Source organism: Flocculibacter collagenilyticus, assembly GCF_016469335.1.
Lineage (GTDB): Bacteria > Pseudomonadota > Gammaproteobacteria > Enterobacterales > Alteromonadaceae > Flocculibacter > Flocculibacter collagenilyticus.
Genome location: NZ_CP059888.1, coordinates 1,160,847 through 1,178,846, shown reverse-complemented (window position 1 = coordinate 1,178,846; position 18,000 = coordinate 1,160,847). Strand labels below are relative to the sequence as shown.

16 protein-coding genes are annotated in these 18,000 nt (G+C 39.4%); 5 read left to right on the top strand and 11 right to left on the bottom strand.

Going from position 1 to position 18,000, the window contains the following annotated elements:
* Positions 1–23: 23 nt before the first annotated feature.
* Both HUU81_RS05215 and HUU81_RS05210 read right to left on the bottom strand, forming a co-directional pair.
* Positions 24–584: a DUF6942 family protein gene (locus HUU81_RS05215; RefSeq protein ID WP_199611205.1), complete on the bottom strand. Its 561-nt coding sequence runs from the start codon at positions 582–584 to the stop codon at positions 24–26.
* 14 nt (positions 585–598) lie between these two features.
* The gene (locus tag HUU81_RS05210; RefSeq protein ID WP_199611204.1) at positions 599–970 is read right to left on the bottom strand and encodes a rhodanese-like domain-containing protein; all 372 of its coding nucleotides are present in this window, start codon (positions 968–970) and stop codon (positions 599–601) included.
* Between the two features lie 393 nt (positions 971–1,363).
* Between HUU81_RS05210 and HUU81_RS05205 the strand changes: the two genes are divergently transcribed.
* On the top strand, positions 1,364–3,334 hold the full coding sequence (locus tag HUU81_RS05205; protein WP_199611203.1) for a TonB-dependent receptor plug domain-containing protein: 1,971 nt from the start codon (positions 1,364–1,366) through the stop codon (positions 3,332–3,334).
* 87 nt (positions 3,335–3,421) lie between these two features.
* Here HUU81_RS05205 and secF read toward each other — a convergent pair whose 3' ends face one another.
* The 6 genes from secF to queA form a co-directional block, all read right to left on the bottom strand.
* Complete coding sequence (gene secF / locus HUU81_RS05200; RefSeq protein WP_199611969.1) at positions 3,422–4,366, bottom strand: protein translocase subunit SecF; 945 nt, start codon at positions 4,364–4,366, stop codon at positions 3,422–3,424.
* Between the two features lie 12 nt (positions 4,367–4,378).
* A complete protein-coding gene (secD, locus tag HUU81_RS05195) occupies positions 4,379–6,250 on the bottom strand; it encodes a protein translocase subunit SecD (RefSeq protein WP_199611202.1) in 1,872 nt (623 codons plus the stop codon).
* A 22-nt stretch (positions 6,251–6,272) separates the two neighbouring features.
* Positions 6,273–6,599: a preprotein translocase subunit YajC gene (gene yajC, locus HUU81_RS05190; protein ID WP_199611201.1), complete on the bottom strand. Its 327-nt coding sequence runs from the start codon at positions 6,597–6,599 to the stop codon at positions 6,273–6,275.
* Positions 6,600–6,902: 303 nt separating this feature from the next.
* Positions 6,903–8,834 (bottom strand): methyl-accepting chemotaxis protein, encoded by a 1,932-nt coding sequence (locus HUU81_RS05185; RefSeq protein ID WP_199611200.1) that lies wholly within the window; start codon positions 8,832–8,834, stop codon positions 6,903–6,905.
* A 158-nt stretch (positions 8,835–8,992) separates the two neighbouring features.
* Positions 8,993–10,114 (bottom strand): tRNA guanosine(34) transglycosylase Tgt, encoded by a 1,122-nt coding sequence (tgt, locus tag HUU81_RS05180; RefSeq protein WP_199611199.1) that lies wholly within the window; start codon positions 10,112–10,114, stop codon positions 8,993–8,995.
* 168 nt (positions 10,115–10,282) lie between these two features.
* Positions 10,283–11,323 carry a tRNA preQ1(34) S-adenosylmethionine ribosyltransferase-isomerase QueA gene (gene queA, locus HUU81_RS05175; protein WP_199611198.1) on the bottom strand — a complete coding sequence of 347 codons (1,041 nt, stop codon included), beginning with the start codon at positions 11,321–11,323 and terminating at the stop codon, positions 10,283–10,285.
* Between the two features lie 251 nt (positions 11,324–11,574).
* On the opposite strand from queA, the gene HUU81_RS05170 reads away from it, so the two are divergent.
* Positions 11,575–11,952: a VOC family protein gene (locus HUU81_RS05170; protein WP_199611197.1), complete on the top strand. Its 378-nt coding sequence runs from the start codon at positions 11,575–11,577 to the stop codon at positions 11,950–11,952.
* Positions 11,953–12,072: 120 nt separating this feature from the next.
* Here HUU81_RS05170 and HUU81_RS05165 read toward each other — a convergent pair whose 3' ends face one another.
* Positions 12,073–13,173: a tryptophan 2,3-dioxygenase family protein gene (locus HUU81_RS05165; protein WP_199611196.1), complete on the bottom strand. Its 1,101-nt coding sequence runs from the start codon at positions 13,171–13,173 to the stop codon at positions 12,073–12,075.
* Positions 13,174–13,494: 321 nt separating this feature from the next.
* Here HUU81_RS05165 and HUU81_RS05160 point away from each other — a divergent pair, with 321 nt between their 5' ends.
* The 3 genes from HUU81_RS05160 (at position 13,495) to HUU81_RS05150 (ending at position 14,217) form a co-directional block, all read left to right on the top strand.
* Positions 13,495–13,779, top strand: coding sequence for a late competence development ComFB family protein (locus HUU81_RS05160; protein WP_199611195.1), 285 nt, complete (start codon positions 13,495–13,497; stop codon positions 13,777–13,779).
* A complete protein-coding gene (gene rsmS, locus HUU81_RS05155; RefSeq protein ID WP_199611194.1) occupies positions 13,766–13,933 on the top strand; it encodes a pleiotropic regulatory protein RsmS in 168 nt (55 codons plus the stop codon). The genes HUU81_RS05160 and rsmS overlap by 14 nt, the downstream gene beginning before the upstream one ends.
* A 122-nt stretch (positions 13,934–14,055) precedes the next feature.
* Positions 14,056–14,217 carry a DUF2986 domain-containing protein gene (locus tag HUU81_RS05150; RefSeq protein ID WP_199611193.1) on the top strand — a complete coding sequence of 54 codons (162 nt, stop codon included), beginning with the start codon at positions 14,056–14,058 and terminating at the stop codon, positions 14,215–14,217.
* Between the two features lie 462 nt (positions 14,218–14,679).
* Here HUU81_RS05150 and HUU81_RS05145 read toward each other — a convergent pair whose 3' ends face one another.
* Positions 14,680–15,474 carry a M48 family metallopeptidase gene (locus HUU81_RS05145; RefSeq protein ID WP_199611192.1) on the bottom strand — a complete coding sequence of 265 codons (795 nt, stop codon included), beginning with the start codon at positions 15,472–15,474 and terminating at the stop codon, positions 14,680–14,682.
* A gap of 184 nt (positions 15,475–15,658) precedes the next feature.
* Positions 15,659–17,938 carry a DNA topoisomerase IV subunit A gene (parC, locus tag HUU81_RS05140; RefSeq protein ID WP_199611191.1) on the bottom strand — a complete coding sequence of 760 codons (2,280 nt, stop codon included), beginning with the start codon at positions 17,936–17,938 and terminating at the stop codon, positions 15,659–15,661.
* Positions 17,939–18,000 lie beyond the last annotated feature (62 nt).

Here is an 18,000-nt window from a genome sequence, read left to right as displayed (position 1 = left end):
AAATTATCATTTCCTTTATTCAGTTAAAAAATCGTATTTAGTGCCTCTTCAATTAATGCATTGGGAAATTGCCGGTAATCAAAATATGGTACTGTCCATATTGCTGAACCATCTTCTGCCTTATCAATGCTGCTAACTTCAGATGTTAATTGCCATAACCTTACAGGTTCACCATTTTTTTCTTTTTGCCAGTTCACATCAGGCAATAAAGCTGCTGCATAAGTAAAGCCACAAATTAAATGTACCCCAGCGCAACTAAAGCAATGAGCATCACTCTCCCATTGAATTGCACCAATACAGTGTTCAGTTAATAGCACGGTATCCCGATAGTCTTGCCAAGTGTTAGGTAGGCTTCTTTGAGAATGATGCTGGTATTGAGCCTTTGTAATAGCGAAAAGCAACTTGGCATAAATTGAAAATATCTTGCGCCAATGATTACCACTCTGACTAATAATATTTTTTATCTCGTCGGCTCTAAGTGGTCGATATACGCCTTCATTGATAAGTTGTTTATACTCGTCCAAAGGTGGGTGATTTTGAACATGTAAAATGACTTTTGGTTTGCTACAGCCGACACCTATCATATTGATGGTTATCTTTATTGAGTATCAATAGGATAGCCAGCTTCGCTCCATGCACGATAGCCTCCATCAACTGAAAATACATTGTTATACCCCATTTTTTGCAATGCATCAGCAGCCAATGCTGAACGATATCCTCCACCACAATATAAATACAGCGGCGTAGCAAAGTCAGGAAAACGCTTCTCTATGTCTCTTTCAATCACCCCTTTACCAATGTGCACAGCTGAAGGCCAATGACCTTGTTGCCACTCACTTTCTTCACGCACATCAATAAGATTAAGTTGGTTTTGATTGGCGAATTGCTCACGAATAAAGCTGATACTTACTTCGTTTATACGCGATTTAGCATCGTTCACTATATTCACAAATTGAGGACTGTGATCCATAAATGTTTTTCCCATCACTTTGACATAATCTTAAGTATAACAATAAGTAATTAGTACGTATTTATCATTTATATAGGCAAGGGATAATAAGTGAAGTTATTCGCAATAACACAGTGTAAGTAATAAACACCACCATCATTCAAGTTCATTGATAAACAGTCATCATGCCCTAGCTTTTAATAACTGTACTATAGTTAAGTGAAATGTCTTTACACAGCTTTTATGATTAAAGCTCATTAACTTAGTTACAGCGTTTGGGTGTTTATGTTATTTAGAACCGCTTGCGTTTTGTGTTGCTTAATTAGCTGCTCTGCAACTTCAGCTAACAATACTGATGACTTGTTTTCATTATCTCTCTCTGAACTATTACAGTTGCCCGTATATGGTGCCTCAATGCTCAATAACTCCCTTTTAGAGTCGCCAGCAAGGGTACTGGTATATGACAGAGCAACCTTAGACACCATGGCGGTAAATGATTTAAGTGAATTACTACAACATGTGCCGGGGATCGACCTTACTGATAATAGCTATTGGTACGGTGAGTATTATTCAATTCGCGGTATTAACGGGAATGACCGCTTTCTTGTTATGTTAAATGGCAGAAGGCTAAATGCTCAAACGGGTTTTCCTATTTCTATTGGTAATTCTATTTCTTTAAAGCTCGCCCACTCAGTTGAAGTTGTGTACGGCTCAACATCTGTTGTTCACGGACCAGATGCGTTTTCTGGCATTATTAATATTGTGACTGCAAATAATGTGTCAATAAACCAGCAACGTGCTGGTGTTGCAGCGGGTAGTTATTCCAGTTATGACTTCTGGTTTGAAAGCCAATACAAACAGAATGAAAACAAGTGGCTGCGCGTTTTTGCACGCCAATTTAAATCTGATGGATTTGATTTTGATGGTGAGGCGTATCAACAAGCAGTTGCTAGGTATCAACCTCCTTTAAATCCTGAATTTGAACAACCTATTAATGACTATAATATTTTACTTGAGTGGCAATGGAATAATTTAAAAGGCGGCTTCTTTCGACAAAAGTTTGAAGAAGGTGGTGGCAGAGGCATTGGTCAAGGTCGCTCACCTCACCTTACCATTCTTAATAAAGAAAACCGGTGGATGTTTACTAATGATATTTATTGGTTAAATTGGCAGTACCACTCCGAATACGCTGAATTAGATATTGATTTTTCATATCACGACTTTGCAGTGGATGAAGATGCCAAATTTCTTGAGTTTACCGATATATCATATCAAGAGTTTATACCAATTTATCGTTATACCGAAGATGAGAGTCTAAAAGCCAGAATCACCTATACCTATAAACCTAAAACCAAATGGCATGTTTTGTTTGGTGGTGAAGCCATCCGTATTCGCAGTATACCTCCTTTCGCTAACGACGCTGTATTTGGCACGTCCACCATACCCTACAGTAAAGAAACAGCAACTCAGCTAAAAGCCACTCGCCAGTGGGAAACTAAGTCAGCACTATTCAATGAAATTAATTACAGGGTTAATGATAAATTTTCGGTACAAGCTGCATTTCGCTTCGATCACTCCACAAAGTATGGCAGTAACACAACTGAACGTATCTCTTTATGTTACACCCTAAACCCAACCAGTAGTATAAAGCTACTATACGGCACTGCCTTTCAGGCTCCATCACTTTATTATGTTAATGAACAATGGGGAAATGCCGCGCTTTACATGACACCTAACACCACGCAAGATTTCAATTTAAAAAACCAACAAGTGAAAAGCTGGGAGTTACTCTACTTCAATCGAATTAACCAACACTATATATTTAGAGCATCTTATTACGAAAGTCAGTTAAGCGACTTAATACGCTATACCCCCTTAGAGCGAATATATAACCCAATTGCCAATGACTACACTGCTGGGTTACGATTTGAAAATATCGGAAAAGAAAATACCCAAGGGGTCGATATATCACTAAACGCTAAATTTAATAAATTTACTTATTATGCACATTACTCATTTGCCGATGCCACAAATAAAAGCTCGCCAGTACCTCAGCCAACACCATTAATCTCTAAGCATAAACTGTGGGCTGGCGTAAGCTATCAATTCGATCACTTTACGTTATCCACACAGTTTAAATGGGTAGACAATCCTACAACGCTACCTAGTAACCCACTATTTTCTGACAGTAAACAAGGCCCAAGTTATCATTTAATAGATACGGCGATAACTGGCCCTAAACACAATAAACAATGGCGTTGGTATGTAAAAATAAATAATTTATTGAATCGCAACATTGAGCATGTTGGCATTAGAGAAGTGGATAATGCAGTTATTCCGCAGCCTAGCATTAATGGTATGGTAGGAGTGCAATATACCTTTTAAATAAAATTTCAAACGCTTATAAAAAGAAAAACCGCCTGAACTAGGCGGTTTTAAAAGATATAAAGTGCAATAATACCACGAAAGCCTCTACGGCATCATCGCTTCTTGATCTGCACCTTCTTTTTCAACTTCTACTGGTATTAAGTCTTCTTTACTTATACCTAAAGATAGCGCCACTGAGCTAGCTACATAAATTGATGAATAAGTACCAATAAATACACCAAACAATAATGCCGTAGCAAAGCCGTGTATTAATGCGCCACCTTGGAAAAACAGCGCCATTAGTACAAGCAACGTTGTTATTGAGGTAACTAACGTACGATTTAACGTTTGCGTTAATGAAATATCAATAATTTCTTTAGGTGTGCCGTTGCGAATTTTGCGGAAGTTTTCACGAATACGGTCAGACACAACAATTGTATCGTTTAGTGAATAACCAATTACGGCGAGTACTGCTGCTAATACAGTTAAGTCAAACTCAAGACCTAGTATCGAGAATAACCCGACCGTTAAAATCACATCATGCGCAAGTGCAATAACAGAGCCTAAAGCGAAGCGCCATTCAAATCGCATCGCAACGTAAGCTAAAATACACAATAGTGCAGCTAGCATTGCTAACCCGCCTTGTTCGCGTAGTTCATTACCAACACTTGGGCCAACAAATTCTATTCTGCGCATTTCAGCTTGGTCTGCACCCGCATTAATTGCAGCAACAATGTCATTGCCTAATGTTTTATTGTCAGTACCTTCAAGCACAGGAATACGCACCAGCACTTCACGGCTAGTACCAAAGTTTTGTACTACGGCATCCGTAAAGCCTGCATCAGCTAACAGTGTACGCACTTCTTTTAAATTGGCTGGTTTTTCAAACCCTACCTCTATTTGCGTACCACCAGTAAAGTCTAACCCCCAATTTAAGCCTTGCGTAGCAAACGAAATAATTGAAGCAGCTAACAATAAGCCTGACAATAACATCGCCGGAACGCGTACATTCATGAAACCTATGGTTTCTTTTAATTTAAGTAATTGCATCATCGTCTCCGGTTAGATGGACAGTTTTTCAACTTCTTTAACAGACTTACCGCCCCACACTGCATTTACGACTGCACGGGTACCAACAATTGCTGTAAACATTGAGGTAAGAATACCTATTGCTAATGTTACCGCAAACCCTTTAATTGGACCTGTACCTACAGCAAATAATATTACCGCTGCAATAAATGTAGTGATGTTGGCATCTGCAATGGTCGAAAATGCGCTATCATAACCATGATGAATAGCTTGTTGTGGTGAGCGACCGTCACGAATTTCTTCACGTATACGTTCAAATATCAGCACGTTAGCATCGACCGCCATACCTACGGTTAATACAATACCCGCAATGCCCGGTAAGGTAAGTGTTGCACCTGGGATCATCGACATCACACCAATGATTAATACTAAGTTTGCAGCTAGCGCTAAGTTCGCAACCAAACCAAACTTTTTGTAATAAACCAGCATAAATAACAAGACTAGTGCGAAACCTAGCACCACAGCTTGTACGCCTTTGTTGATATTTTCTTGGCCAAGGCTTGGTCCAACCGTACGCTCTTCAACAATTTGTATTGGCGCAATTAACGCACCAGAGCGAAGTAAAAGTGCAAGGTTATGTGCTTCTTGAGGAGAGTCTAAACCAGTAATACGGAAGTTACGGCCTAAGCGCGTTTGAATCGTTGCTACGTTTAAGATTTCAACCACTTTTTTGAATTCTGGTTTACCGTCCTTACTAACGCGTGTTGTTGGCTTGTATTCTATGAATACCGATGCCATTGGCTTACCAACGTTATCTTTTGAAAAGCGTGACATGATATTGCCACCTTTTGCATCAAGCTTAATGTTTACTTGAGGACGACCATTTTCATCAAAACTTGAAGAAGCACCAACTATACGGTCACCACGAAGCATTACACGTTTTTTAACTAACACGGGTTGACCATTATCACGGCGAGGGATAATTTCTGAACTACCTGGTACACGACCATTTAGCGCATCTCGCATATCGGTTTTAACATCAGCTAAACGGAATTCTAATGTTGCAGTCGCATTAAGAATTTGCTTGGCACGCGCGGTATCTTGAATACCCGGAAGTTGTACAACAATACGATCTGCACCTTGGCGTTGAACCAGTGGCTCAGCAACACCAATTTCATTTACACGATTACGAATAATCGTTATGTTTTGTTGTAGCGCATACTCTTTCGTTTCTTTTAGTTTTTGCTCTGTCATTACCGCGGTAACGTCAAGTGCATCCGTTGAGCCATCTTCTTCAACAATTAAATCGCGATAGTTTTTCTTTAATAGCTTTCGGCCATTTTCTAAGTCTTCAGCATTACGGAACTTAACCACAACACCTTGCTTACCAGAAATTTCTTTAATTGAACTATAACGGATCTTCTCGCCTAATAAGTCACTTTTAAAGTCAGCTACCATGCCTTCTTTTGCAGCATCAATGGCCGCGTCCATATCTACCGCCATAGTAAAGTGAACACCACCACGTAAATCTAAGCCTAACTTCATTGGATTACCACCAATGTTTTTCAGCCATTCAGGTTGTGCAGGCGCTAAGTTTAAAGCGGTAATATATTTGTCGCTTAAGGTATTAGCGATAATATCTTTTGCTTTAAGTTGATCGTTAGTATCTGTAAAACGCACTAAAATACGCTCATCTTCCAACGTCATCTTTAAAAAGCTTATGCTATTTTCATCTAGTGCAGCTTTAATTTTATCTTGAGTGCTTACGTCTACTACCGCGTTTCTAGTGCCTGATATTTGTACGGAAGGATTTTCCCCGTACAAATTTGGTGCTGCGTATAAAAATCCTATTGCTAGAACCATCAGCACCATTATGTATTTCCATAATGGATATTTGTTTAACACAGTTAATAATCCCTAATTGTTATTACAGCGACTTCATCGTGCCTTTCGGTAAAACAGCAGTAACAGACGATTTCTGAACAGTCACTTCTACTTCATCATTTAATGCTACTAATACAAAATCTTTTTCATCAGAGACTTTTACAACACGACCAACTAAGCCACCTTGTGTTAATACTTCATCGTTTTTGCTAATCGCATTTAGCAATTCTTTGTGCTCTTTTACACGCTTAGCTTGTGGACGATAAATTAGGAAATAGAAAATAAGACCGAAAATACCGATCATTACTAAAAATTCCATGCCACCACCTTGTGGTGCAGCAGTTTGCGCGTAGGCATTACTTATAAACATTGAGGATCCCCTTACTACATAGACTTGTTTTATATAAAGCAACCATAAGTAAAAGCTAAGTTACTTTACTTTGTTATTGAAGGAATAGTGGGGGCTTAAATTTACATTCTCAACCCTGCTATTCATTGTTGTACTTTCCCAGCACAAAAATTGCAGCTATTCTAGCAGAAGGAACACAGGAGGTGTGGAGTTTTTCAGCAGATTTTAACGAAAAATCTCCAGATAAATTTGTATCCCTAAACGAATTAGGGATACATCTTCAGGCAAAGCTTAAATAAACGAAAGTAACGCCGTATTTAAGACCTAGCGACGGCTTGTAACACTTTCGAATTGTCCAATCAGCTGATCCAACGTTTCAGCTAGCTTATGAAGCTCGCTAGTTTCATCAGCAATTCTTAATACATTTTCCATATTACTGTGCGAATTAGCCTGAATGTCGGTCATATTTAGGTTAATGTTCTCTAAACTGACTGATTGTTCTTCCGTCGCAGTAGCAACCAAACGGTTCATATCAGATATTCGATTAAAGTTTTCACGGTTGGCACGTAAGATCTCTTCCGCCTTGGAGATTGAATTCGTCGTGATTTCAGATTGCTTAATAATCTGAGAAATTTCACTCGATGCCGAAACAGACGTAGACTTTAATGCATCCATAATAGATTGAATTTCATGCGTGGAGTCAGCGGTTTTCTTCGCTAAATTTCTAACTTCTTCTGCAACAACCGCGAAGCCTCTTCCATGTTCGCCCGCACGCGCGGCCTCAATTGCGGCGTTCAATGCAAGTAAGTTAGTTTGATCGGAAATCGTTTGAATGACTTCTAGCGCACTCACTATTGTTTCAGTATTCTCATTCAATGAGTCAATGACTTTAGATACATCATGTATGTTGTGAGACAAGCCATTAATATCTTCAATGGTATTACTTACAACATCGCGAATGATAGAGGCGTTCTTCTGTATTTGACTTGCTACATCTGCCGCATCACCAGCATTTCTGGCTACATCAACCACTGATACGTTAATCTCACTCAAAGTATTTGAAATTTGCGCAGTGTTATCGTCGTTCGCTTGCGAGCTGGCTAAGGTATTTTCAGCTTTATGCTTTAAGCTTTCAGCCACATCACGTAGTTTATGACCACTACTGGCTATTCTGCCAAAAACGCTTTCTAGCTTGTGCGCAAACTGGTTATAACCCTTTGCCACATCAACCAGCTCTTTTTGCCCCGACTCAGGTAAACGATATGATAAATCTGCATCGCCTTTACCCATTTGCAAAAATAGCTCAGCTAAATGATTAATAGGTTTAGCAATTGAGCCGCCAATAAACATCGCAACAACACCAGAAATTAACACGACCAGTAATGTCCAAAGCATCATTTTCCATGATGCCGCATCTAGTCTGGAAAACATTTCATGATAAGGCACCTGTGCTACAACGTACCACTGCATACTAGGCACATAGCTTGTGGCGACTATTGTTTCTTTACCATCAAGTTCTAGTATTGAAGCGCTGAATGCCTTTTCAGATAACAAATTATTCGCCGTATTAGCGCCCAAAATGTCACTCAACGACTTTTTACCTACTTTACTACGGTCTTTGTGAATTTGTATGGCACCTTGTTTATTAACCAAGTACACAAAGCCAGATTCTTCAATTTTAAAGCTGTTAAGCATATCAACAATGTTGTCGAACGATTTTGCAGTACCTGACAAGCCTCTACCGCCGAGCTGCTGGTAATTTACAAATAAGTTAGTTTTACCTGTATCAGGCTCCTGATAAATACTCACCATGACAGGTTCGCCACTGTCGATATATGAGAAAAACCAACTATCTGCCGCTCCGCGCTGTAGCGTTCTTAAAAAGCCGTCTTGATTCCAATATTTAGCAGTAGATCTATCAGCAAAAGAGGCGGCACTAAGGTTATTTTGTTCAACCGTTTTTTTTAGCTTTTCTATTAGTATTGCTTCACCAGCAGCATCTTGCTTGTTTACATTCCAATCAAGAATAAATGCATCGCTCGCTATCTGTTGCGAAATCACCTTCATCAAGGCAATTTCTTTTTCGATTTGACCACTAATTTGCTTAATAATATTTGGCAGCTCTGTGCTTACTACCCTTTCTTCAATGATATTTTTAGCAGTCCATTGACTCAGCGAACCAATCAATACACTGGTAAAAACAACGAATGAAATTAGTGTAAATATGATTTTTTGTTTTATGGATAAGTTATTCATTTGACCTCACTACTCTATAGGCTAAGGCATTTTTACCTAAAAGGTGCATGGATGTCACGCCAATCATGTACATTTATCTGCTGTATTTAATATTTATTGAGTACATATTTCACTAAAAATAAAAAAGGCCTTAAATTAAGGCCTTGATTAACAAATGATTAAGCTTCTTCTAACGCTGGGACGTCTTTGCCTTGGCGGCCGTAAAAAACTTTTACATATTCTTCTAATTTATTTTCAGCAATCGCATCTCGCAATTCTTGCATGATGCGTTGATAGAAACGTAAGTTATGAATTGTATTCAAACGTGCACCTAAAATTTCATTGCACTTATCCATGTGATGAAGATATGCACGTGAGTAGTTTTCGCAAGTATAACAATCACAGTGTTCATCTAACGGTGCGGTATCATCTTTATGACGAGCATTACGGATTTTAATTACGCCTTCAGTCGTAAATAAATGGCCATTCCTAGCATTACGTGTTGGCATCACGCAGTCAAACATGTCTATACCACGACGTACAGCTTCCACGATGTCCTCGGGTTTACCTACTCCCATTAAATAACGTGGCTTTTGATCCGGTAATTTACTCACTGTGTGGTTAAGCACATTAATCATGTCTTCTTTCGGCTCACCTACCGACAGGCCGCCAATTGCATAACCATCAAAACCTATTTTTTCTAGTCCTTCTAATGAAATATCACGTAACTCTGGGTACATCCCCCCCTGAACAATACCAAATAACGCAGAAGGATTGTCACCGTGTGCCTCTTTTGAACGAGCAGCCCAACGTAGCGATAACTCCATTGATTTACGAGCTTCATCTTTCGTTGCAGGATACGGCGTACATTCATCAAAGATCATTACAATATCAGAACCTAAATCGCGCTGAACTTCCATGCTACGCTCAGGTGTTAACATGATTTTTTCACCATTAATTGGTGAACGAAATAACACACCTTCTTCTGTAATTTTGCGTAAATCACCTAAACTGAATACTTGGAAGCCACCTGAATCAGTAAGAATTGGTTTATCCCAATGCATAAAGTCATGCAAGTCACCATGTTTTTTAATGACTTCAGTGCCCGGGCGTAACATTAAGTGAAAGGTGTTCCCCAAACAGATGTGCGCACCAGACTCTTTTAGTTCTTCTGGTGTCATACCTTTTACTGAGCCATAAGTGCCAACAGGCATGAAAGCTGGCGTTTCAACCACACCACGCTCAAAAGTTAAACGACCGCGACGTGCTTTACCGTCAGTATTAATTAGTTCATATTTCATGTTTTTTCTCTTATCAGATAAACAGTCTGATTCACGTTAGTTTAAAGTTAGATTTAACCTCATCCGCTAAGCGGTGTTCGCTTAGCGGACTAATTGTAGTTTAATCCTAAAATAAGTATTCCTAGAAGCGTAGCAGAACCAGGATAAGGGTGTTAAAAAGTATGTGGATTAGCGTTCTTGTTTTTCTAAAAACATTGCATCGCCGTAACTAAAAAAGCGGTACTGTTCTTCAACTGCGACATTGTACGCATTCATGATATTTTCAAAGCCACAAAACGCGCTCACCAACATTAATAACGTAGACTCTGGTAGATGGAAATTTGTTACCATGGCATCAATAACTTTAAATTCATATCCTGGATAAATAAAGATATCGGTATCACCATAATAAGGTGCAATTTCACCCGTTGTTGATTTCCAAGCAGCACTTTCTATTGAACGAACGGAAGTAGTCCCCACGGCTATTACACGCTTGCCGTTTTGCTTAGTTCTCTGAATAGCGTCAACTACATGTGGAGGCACTTCAATGTACTCTGAATGCATAATATGCTCATCAACCGTGTCTACTCGAACCGGCTGAAAAGTACCAGCACCCACGTGCAGCGTAACAAACGCAACTTCTGCGCCCTTTTCTTTTAGTTGCTCGATTAACGTCTCATCAAAATGCAAACCCGCGGTTGGTGCAGCCACAGCGCCCGGCTTTTCACTATAAACCGTTTGATAACGCTGCTTATCTTCGTCATTGTCTGGACGGTTAATATAGGGCGGTAGTGGCATGTGCCCTACTCGTTCAAGGATGCTAAGTACGCTTTCTTCCGCTAAAAACTTAAGCTCGAACAAGTCGCCTTGGCGCTGAACCATTTCCACTTCAACTGCGTTTTCTAACGTAATGCGATTACCAGGCTTGGGGGCTTTATTAGCACGAACATGAGCTAAAACTGAGTGCTCATCAAGTACTCTCTCTACGAGCACTTCAACTTTTCCGCCAGAGCTTTTACTGCCAAACAAACGCGCAGGAATAACCTTGGTATTATTAAAAATAAGTAAATCGCCTTCATTCACTAACGACACAATATCGGTAAATTGACGATGAACAAGCTCACCAGAGTTACCATCTAAATGCATTAGCCGGCTACTACTTCTTGCCTTTTTAGGAAATCGAGCTATTAACTCATCTGGTAAATTAAAAGTGAATTTAGATACTTGCATAATAAGCCTGTTGTTTTACTTAAATCAGGTGAAAAATAAATCGGCGCTAGTCTATTGATTGCACGCTTTAATAGCAAGTGAAAGCGACTTATATTGGCGTGCTTCACTATTTTGGCATCTACGTTATTAACCTAAACATGGTAACTATGCTAGTTTTAAAGATGCCTGTGTGAATTCTATTTAATTAGCAGGTTTTGTTTCAATCATCATAGTTAATTTTTCTCATTCAAATAAATAATAAGGATAAACAAATGGAAATGGTAACGAATGCGATTAACTGGTTTGAGATTCCAGTAGAAGATTTTAATCGTGCAAAACAGTTTTATAGTAAAATTTTTGATTTCGATATGCCTGAGCATGAAATGGAAGGCATGAAAATGGGTTTTCTATTATGTGAAAAGGAAGGGGTGGGCGGTGCCATTATTAATGATCCAAACAACAAACCTTGCACTGAAGGCACTACCATTTACCTTAACGGTGGGAAAGACTTAAATACCGTACTTAACCGCGTACAAGACGCAGGTGGCTCAGTATTAATGGCTAAAACTCAACTGCCAGATGAAATTGGTTATATTGCCATGTTTACCGACACCGAAGGCAACCGTTTGGGCTTACATTCGCATAATTAATACGGAAAAACTAACACTGTCGTTAATACAGCCGTAATGTTGTGCTTAAGCCTTGTGAATAAACCACATAGTTTATTCCCGCATCATAAATAAGCTTAAGCACATAATTTTAATTACTGATCACTCTGCTTCTTTAGTAAAATAAAAACCCAAGCTTTGCTTTAATGTAGCAGGTAATTCTGGCAGCTGATCTTTACCAATTAAAAACGTCGCCATTTGAAATAAATCTAAAAAAATACGATTTTTTTCAGTAGTACGTTTTAAATAATCGTGTCCTGATGAACCACCTGTGCCAATTTTTGTACCTAACATTCGCTGAACCATCATCGCGTGTTTATAACGCCATATTGTTAGGTTTTCATCGATATCAGTTAAGCAGGTTAAAAATTGAAAAGGTAAATTAAAGGCTGGCTCTTCACGATACAAACTGATAAACAGTGCCGACAACATAGCACGCTGAGATAATCGAAATACGCCCTCTTGTTTTAATTTTTGGTATTTCTGTTCGTCGAGTAATGCCGCAAACTTTTCTCTGGTTGCCTCAATCTCTTTTAACTGCACTTCTCTATCGGTATCAGATATAGCTTCAATACTCTCAACAATTTCACTATCTCGTTTAAGCATGTCGGTCGTAGCATTTTGATACATTTGCCAGAAATTAAACTCACCAAACTCCAAAAATGGCATGCGCTCTAACCACTGCTCTACCCGCTCAAACAGACTAGGGCTTTTTTCAAATGATAGTAAAAATTCGCGATCGTTTTCATTTAGTCGAGAGTAGAATGATTGTTTATCAAAGTCGATTCTATATTCACTTTTTAAGCCCAACCCCATTTCTAACATTTTGAATTGAACCGATTGGAAGCCAGAAGCAGGAACAAGGTAATCACGAAATGATAAAAAGTCTTGCGGCGTCATTGTTTCCATAACACCAATTTGCTGATTCAACAATTGTTGAATAGTAATTACTCGCTTCAAGCGATGCACCACGGTGATGAGTTTATCGTCGCGCACTTGTTGCTCAGAAAAGTCATTAAGTACGGACTTAATCTCATGTAGAATTTGCTTAAACCATAGCTCGTATGCCTGATGCACAATAATAAAAAGTGTTTCATCATGAGCTTCATTGCCGTATTTCGTGCTTTCTGGTTCTTGCGCACTTAAAATTTTGTCTAACTGTAAATAATCGCCGTAGTAACAAGGTTGCTGGTTTTTTTGCATTGTACTCTCGTTGCTTTTAATTCTAATTATTATTAAGCGAACGCCTTACCGCAATTTGCGTTCATACATAGCCCTATATTTACTGATACCCAAAGCAATTGAAGACGTCGCTAAGCAATAGATTACTGAGCCCCAATAAACCAGATAAACTGAATAATTGAGGTGACAGCGCAGACAGCAACACTGCATCTTCAAGCGGGTTAGGTATATCTTTTCACAAAGTCATTGTTAAATACAGGTAAAAAATAATTAGAGCTTTTCGCCAATAACGCTTATGCTAAAGCTATAACAATTAGAAAGTTAATCCGAAGGGTCTCAACGATGAAATTAGATAACGACATTCATAATTATTATGAGCATTTAGTGATTGAACATCTTACTGAGCTAGGTATTGATAAAACCAAAAGCGCTGATTATGTATCTGACTTAAGCTGCATTGTGCTTAATCAACTCCCTCCGCGTTATATACGTTTTCAAGTAGACATGGCATTTTATATGCCACAACATGACCGCATTGAAATGGAAATGAAAGTAAAAGAAGCCATTGAGCGTGCCATTAATTATTTAGACAGCAAAGACCTTCGCAAACAGCATGAAACAACCTAATACATTAGACAACGCCCCTGAGCACATTAAATTAGCGGTCGATTTAATTATGTTACTAGAGCAAAATAAAATTGACCCTAACACCGCACTGCAAGCGCTTGAAATAGTAAAAAATGACTTAGAAAAACGAGCACATCCCCCACAATGTGAGTAGCATTCAACATTATAGTATTTATTCCACACTAAACTATTTATAAACAGCGCATACAGAGTGCGATATAATTAAGAGCCGAACACCTTATCTGCGAAAATCAAAAATAAATTGGAATATCCTCAATGAATCGCCGTAAAAAAATTAACGAAACACTTAAACGTAAAGCTAAAAAAGCCAATGCAAAAAAACAAAAAAGCAATAAGCCGGGATACATCAGCAAGGCCGACCGAAAAAAATTAGAGAACAATTCTGAGCAATCTATTCAGAAACACATTGATGCATAAGCAAGCTCCTTTTAACAAGTTTTATTTACTGTGAACTTTCGAGCCTCACCACTATTGATTTATTGTGGCCTAATCAATTATTAACTTATTCTTTATTATTGTGATATTTAAATTAAAAGCCTCCTCCTTGGTAGAAAAAGCAGAGCCGTGAATAAGTAAAGCTCACCCTAGTATGAAAATTGACTTAAAGGCTTACGGTAAGATATTGAAAACCCTACGAGGACGAGCCAAGTGCTTTGAAGTAACACAGCACACTACTCATGATGCGCTGACACTAGAACAAACCTCATTGAATATATTGAGCAATATAAAAGGCAAGGTGAAGAAGTTATATAACTAGATCAACTAGCTTTGACAATATATTAAAATTAAGAAAATTGGCTGAGGCTGTGAACCCGCAACACTAAGGTAGCGGACTTACAACACTAGCCAGAAATGATGCTTAAAGGAGAGTTGCGCTAGTTAAGCACAGTTATTTTTAGGCGCTGACTTGTATATTTTTAGCACGGGTTGCATATTTTTTTGTAGATCTTCAATCCGTGTTTGTGGCGCTGGGTGAGTTGATAATAATTCTGGTGGGCGTTTGCCTCCTGCTGCTTTATCCATATTTTTCCATAGCTGAACAGCTTCTTTAGGATTAAACCCTGCTTTTGCCATTAACTCTAAGCCAATTAAATCTGCTTCACTTTCGTGTGTGCGACTAAATGGTAAAGTGAAACCAACCTGCATACCTAAACCAAGTGCAGACATCCACTGCGCTTTGCCACCCACATCGTTCGCGGTTAACACCGTATCAGCCACTTGTAAGCCCATTTGTGCTACCGCACTGGTCGACATACGTTCGTTACCATGTTCTGCAATTACGTGGCCGACTTCGTGCCCCACAACAGCTGCGAGTTGATCATTAGTTTCAGCTACTTTTAATAAACCTGTGTAAATGCCTATTTTCCCACCAGGAAGCGCAAATGCATTCACTTGTTCATCATCAAACACTTTTACTTCCCAAGTGCCGTTAAATACCTCTTTTCCAACCTTTGCAGTAATTGAGTTCGCAACACAGTTTGCTCTAGCTAAATGCTTTGGATTGGTTGATAGCTTAGTGCTTTCTTTCATTTCATCAAATGCATCAACACCCATTTTTTGAAGGTTTGATTCAGAAAATAGTTTTAACTGCTTTCTGCCAGTAGGCGACTCTGCACAACCCGCAAGTAATACGGTGGAAAGTAAGGGGATGAATAGGTATTGAGTGTGTTTCATAAAGCCTCTATTGTTTTTAATTAGTATCAACAGCGTGCGGGCAAGTTATTGTGCTTTGATATAACCAACAATAACACGCCTGAGTATTGTATTTATGATAGACGTTTTTTTTGATTTAAATGCGCCGTTTATAATAGCAAATAAGTAAAAAGGCTCCTTAGTAGAGCCTTTACGTTAGTGCTTGTTAAACCGTCTCTTCTGTATTGTTTTCAACCGCATCTATGGCAATACTTTCAACGCGCTGAAGGCCGCGTGGTAACTTATTCCCTCTTCGCCCTCGCTCCCCGCGATAATGTTCAATATCAGAGGGTTTTAACGTTAACTTACGCTTACCTGCATAAAGCGTGATTGCGCTATCGCTAGGGATTGCGGTTAACACGCTAACAAATTCTTCACGGCTTGCAGCGCGCGCTGAAGGAATAGAAATAATCTTATTACCTTTGCCTTTACTCAGTTGAGGTAAGTCGGCCAGTGGGAATACAAGCATTCGTCCTTCATTAGAAATGGCTAAACATAGGTCATTTTCTACATTCTGTACTGGTGAAGGCGGTAATAACTTAGCGCCTTTGGGTAATGACACGACCGCTTTACCATTTTTGTTACGGCTAACTAAATCTGCAAACTTTACAATAAAACCATAACCTGCGTCTGATGCCATTAAATAATAATGGTCGTCATTGCCCATTAATACGTGTTCAAAGTTAACACCTGCGGCTAAATTAAATCGGCCTGTTAGCGGCTCTCCTTGACTGCGTGCAGACGGTAAGCCGTGCGCATCCGTAGCAAAGCCTCGTCCACTGGTATCTAAAAATACAGCGGGTTGATTGCTTTTACCTTGTGCCGACGAGCGATAACTGTCGCCTGCTTTATAGCTTAGAGCTTGGGCATCAACATCGTGCCCTTTTGCACAACGTGCCCAGCCTTTCTCTGACAATACAACCGTCACTGACTCGCTCGGCATCAACTCCTTTTCAGTTAATGCTTTCGCTTCACCACGTTCAACTAGTGGAGAGCGGCGCTCATCACCGTACTTTTCTGCCGCTTCTTTTAATTCTTTTTTAATTAATCGCGTCATTTTAGCTGCTGAACCCAGAGTCGATTCAATTTGATCACGCTCTTTCGCCAGCTCGTCTTGCTCGCCACGAATTTTTACTTCTTCAAGTTTCGCTAAATGACGTAATTTAAGCTCTAAAATAGCTTCTGCTTGAATCTCTGAAATACCAAACCGCTCAATTAATACGGGTTTGGGCTTATCGTTATTTCTTATTATTTCAATAACTTCGTCAATATTTAAGAATGCAACCAATAAGCCTTCTAAAATATGTAAACGCGCTAATACTTTGTCTAAACGGTACTGAAGTCGTTTCGTTACCGTTTCACGGCGAAAACGCAACCACTCAGACAGAATCATTTTTAAGTCTTTAACTTGTGGTCTGCCATCAAGGCCAAGCATATTTAAGTTAACGCGATAGTTTTTCTCAAGGTCGGTAGTTGCAAAAATATGCGCCATTAACTGTTCAATATCAATTCGATTAGAACGCGGAACAATCACTATTCTAGTCGGGTTTTCATGATCAGATTCATCACGTAAATCTGTGACCATAGGCAATTTTTTCGCCTGCATTTGCTGCGCTATTTGCTCGAGAACTTTTGCACCCGACGTTTGATGCGGCAACGCAGTAATAACTATTTCACCCTGCTCAACAATATACACGGCACGCATTTTTATGCTGCCACGTCCTGTCTCATAAATTTTTTGAATATCTTTTCTTGGCGTGATGATTTCAGCTTCGGTAGGAAAGTCTGGCCCGTTAACGTGTTCCATTAACTCTTCTGTGGTGCATTTAGGGCTATCAAGCACATGCAGGCACCCCGCTACCACCTCACGTACATTATGGGGTGGAATATCGGTCGCCATACCTACTGCAATTCCCGTAACCCCATTTAATAGAATATGAGGGAGGCGAGCAGGCAAGTTTTTAGGCTCATTTAATGTGCCATCGAAATTAGGCAACCAATCAACCGTACCTTGACCAAGTTCAGATAATAATACTTCAGAGAATTTTGATAACCGAGCTTCAGTATAACGCATCGCAGCAAATGACTTTGGATCGTCCGCCGCCCCCCAGTTTCCTTGGCCGTCAACTAAAGGATATCGATAAGAAAAAGGCTGAGCCATTAGCACCATGGCTTCATAACAAGCCGAGTCTCCATGAGGGTGATATTTACCAAGTACATCACCAACTGTTCTTGCAGACTTCTTATATTTAGCAAGCGCAGATAGTCCCAGTTCCGACATTGCATACACAATGCGTCGTTGTACTGGCTTCAAGCCATCACCAATATGCGGTAATGCTCGATCCATAATTACGTACATTGAATAGTTTAAATAAGCTTCTTCTGTAAATCGCCTTAATGGCAATTGCTCTACTCCATCGAGGCTTAAATCATTCATATCAGTCATTATTCACTTCTCAATTATCTTTATCTGCGCTAAAAGTTGCTGTTGCCTAGGGTTGTGTTCAG

What these genes read in the sequence shown, in the direction of transcription:
- HUU81_RS05170 (WP_199611197.1), top strand. Translation starts at nt 11,575, where the DNA reads ATGGAAATGGTAACGAATGCGATTAACTGGTTTGAGATTCCAGTAGAA.
- HUU81_RS05210 (WP_199611204.1), bottom strand. Translation starts at nt 970, where the DNA reads ATGGATCACAGTCCTCAATTTGTGAATATAGTGAACGATGCTAAATCG.
- HUU81_RS05205 (WP_199611203.1), top strand. Translation starts at nt 1,364, where the DNA reads ATGCTCAATAACTCCCTTTTAGAGTCGCCAGCAAGGGTACTGGTATAT.
- HUU81_RS05150 (WP_199611193.1), top strand. Translation starts at nt 14,056, where the DNA reads ATGAATCGCCGTAAAAAAATTAACGAAACACTTAAACGTAAAGCTAAA.
- HUU81_RS05215 (WP_199611205.1), bottom strand. Translation starts at nt 584, where the DNA reads ATGATAGGTGTCGGCTGTAGCAAACCAAAAGTCATTTTACATGTTCAA.
- HUU81_RS05145 (WP_199611192.1), bottom strand. Translation starts at nt 15,474, where the DNA reads ATGAAACACACTCAATACCTATTCATCCCCTTACTTTCCACCGTATTA.
- tgt (WP_199611199.1), bottom strand. Translation starts at nt 10,114, where the DNA reads ATGAAATATGAACTAATTAATACTGACGGTAAAGCACGTCGCGGTCGT.
- queA (WP_199611198.1), bottom strand. Translation starts at nt 11,323, where the DNA reads ATGCAAGTATCTAAATTCACTTTTAATTTACCAGATGAGTTAATAGCT.
- HUU81_RS05165 (WP_199611196.1), bottom strand. Translation starts at nt 13,173, where the DNA reads ATGCAAAAAAACCAGCAACCTTGTTACTACGGCGATTATTTACAGTTA.
- parC (WP_199611191.1), bottom strand. Translation starts at nt 17,938, where the DNA reads ATGACTGATATGAATGATTTAAGCCTCGATGGAGTAGAGCAATTGCCA.
- yajC (WP_199611201.1), bottom strand. Translation starts at nt 6,599, where the DNA reads ATGTTTATAAGTAATGCCTACGCGCAAACTGCTGCACCACAAGGTGGT.
- HUU81_RS05185 (WP_199611200.1), bottom strand. Translation starts at nt 8,834, where the DNA reads ATGAATAACTTATCCATAAAACAAAAAATCATATTTACACTAATTTCA.
- secF (WP_199611969.1), bottom strand. Translation starts at nt 4,366, where the DNA reads ATGCAATTACTTAAATTAAAAGAAACCATAGGTTTCATGAATGTACGC.
- HUU81_RS05160 (WP_199611195.1), top strand. Translation starts at nt 13,495, where the DNA reads ATGAAATTAGATAACGACATTCATAATTATTATGAGCATTTAGTGATT.
- rsmS (WP_199611194.1), top strand. Translation starts at nt 13,766, where the DNA reads ATGAAACAACCTAATACATTAGACAACGCCCCTGAGCACATTAAATTA.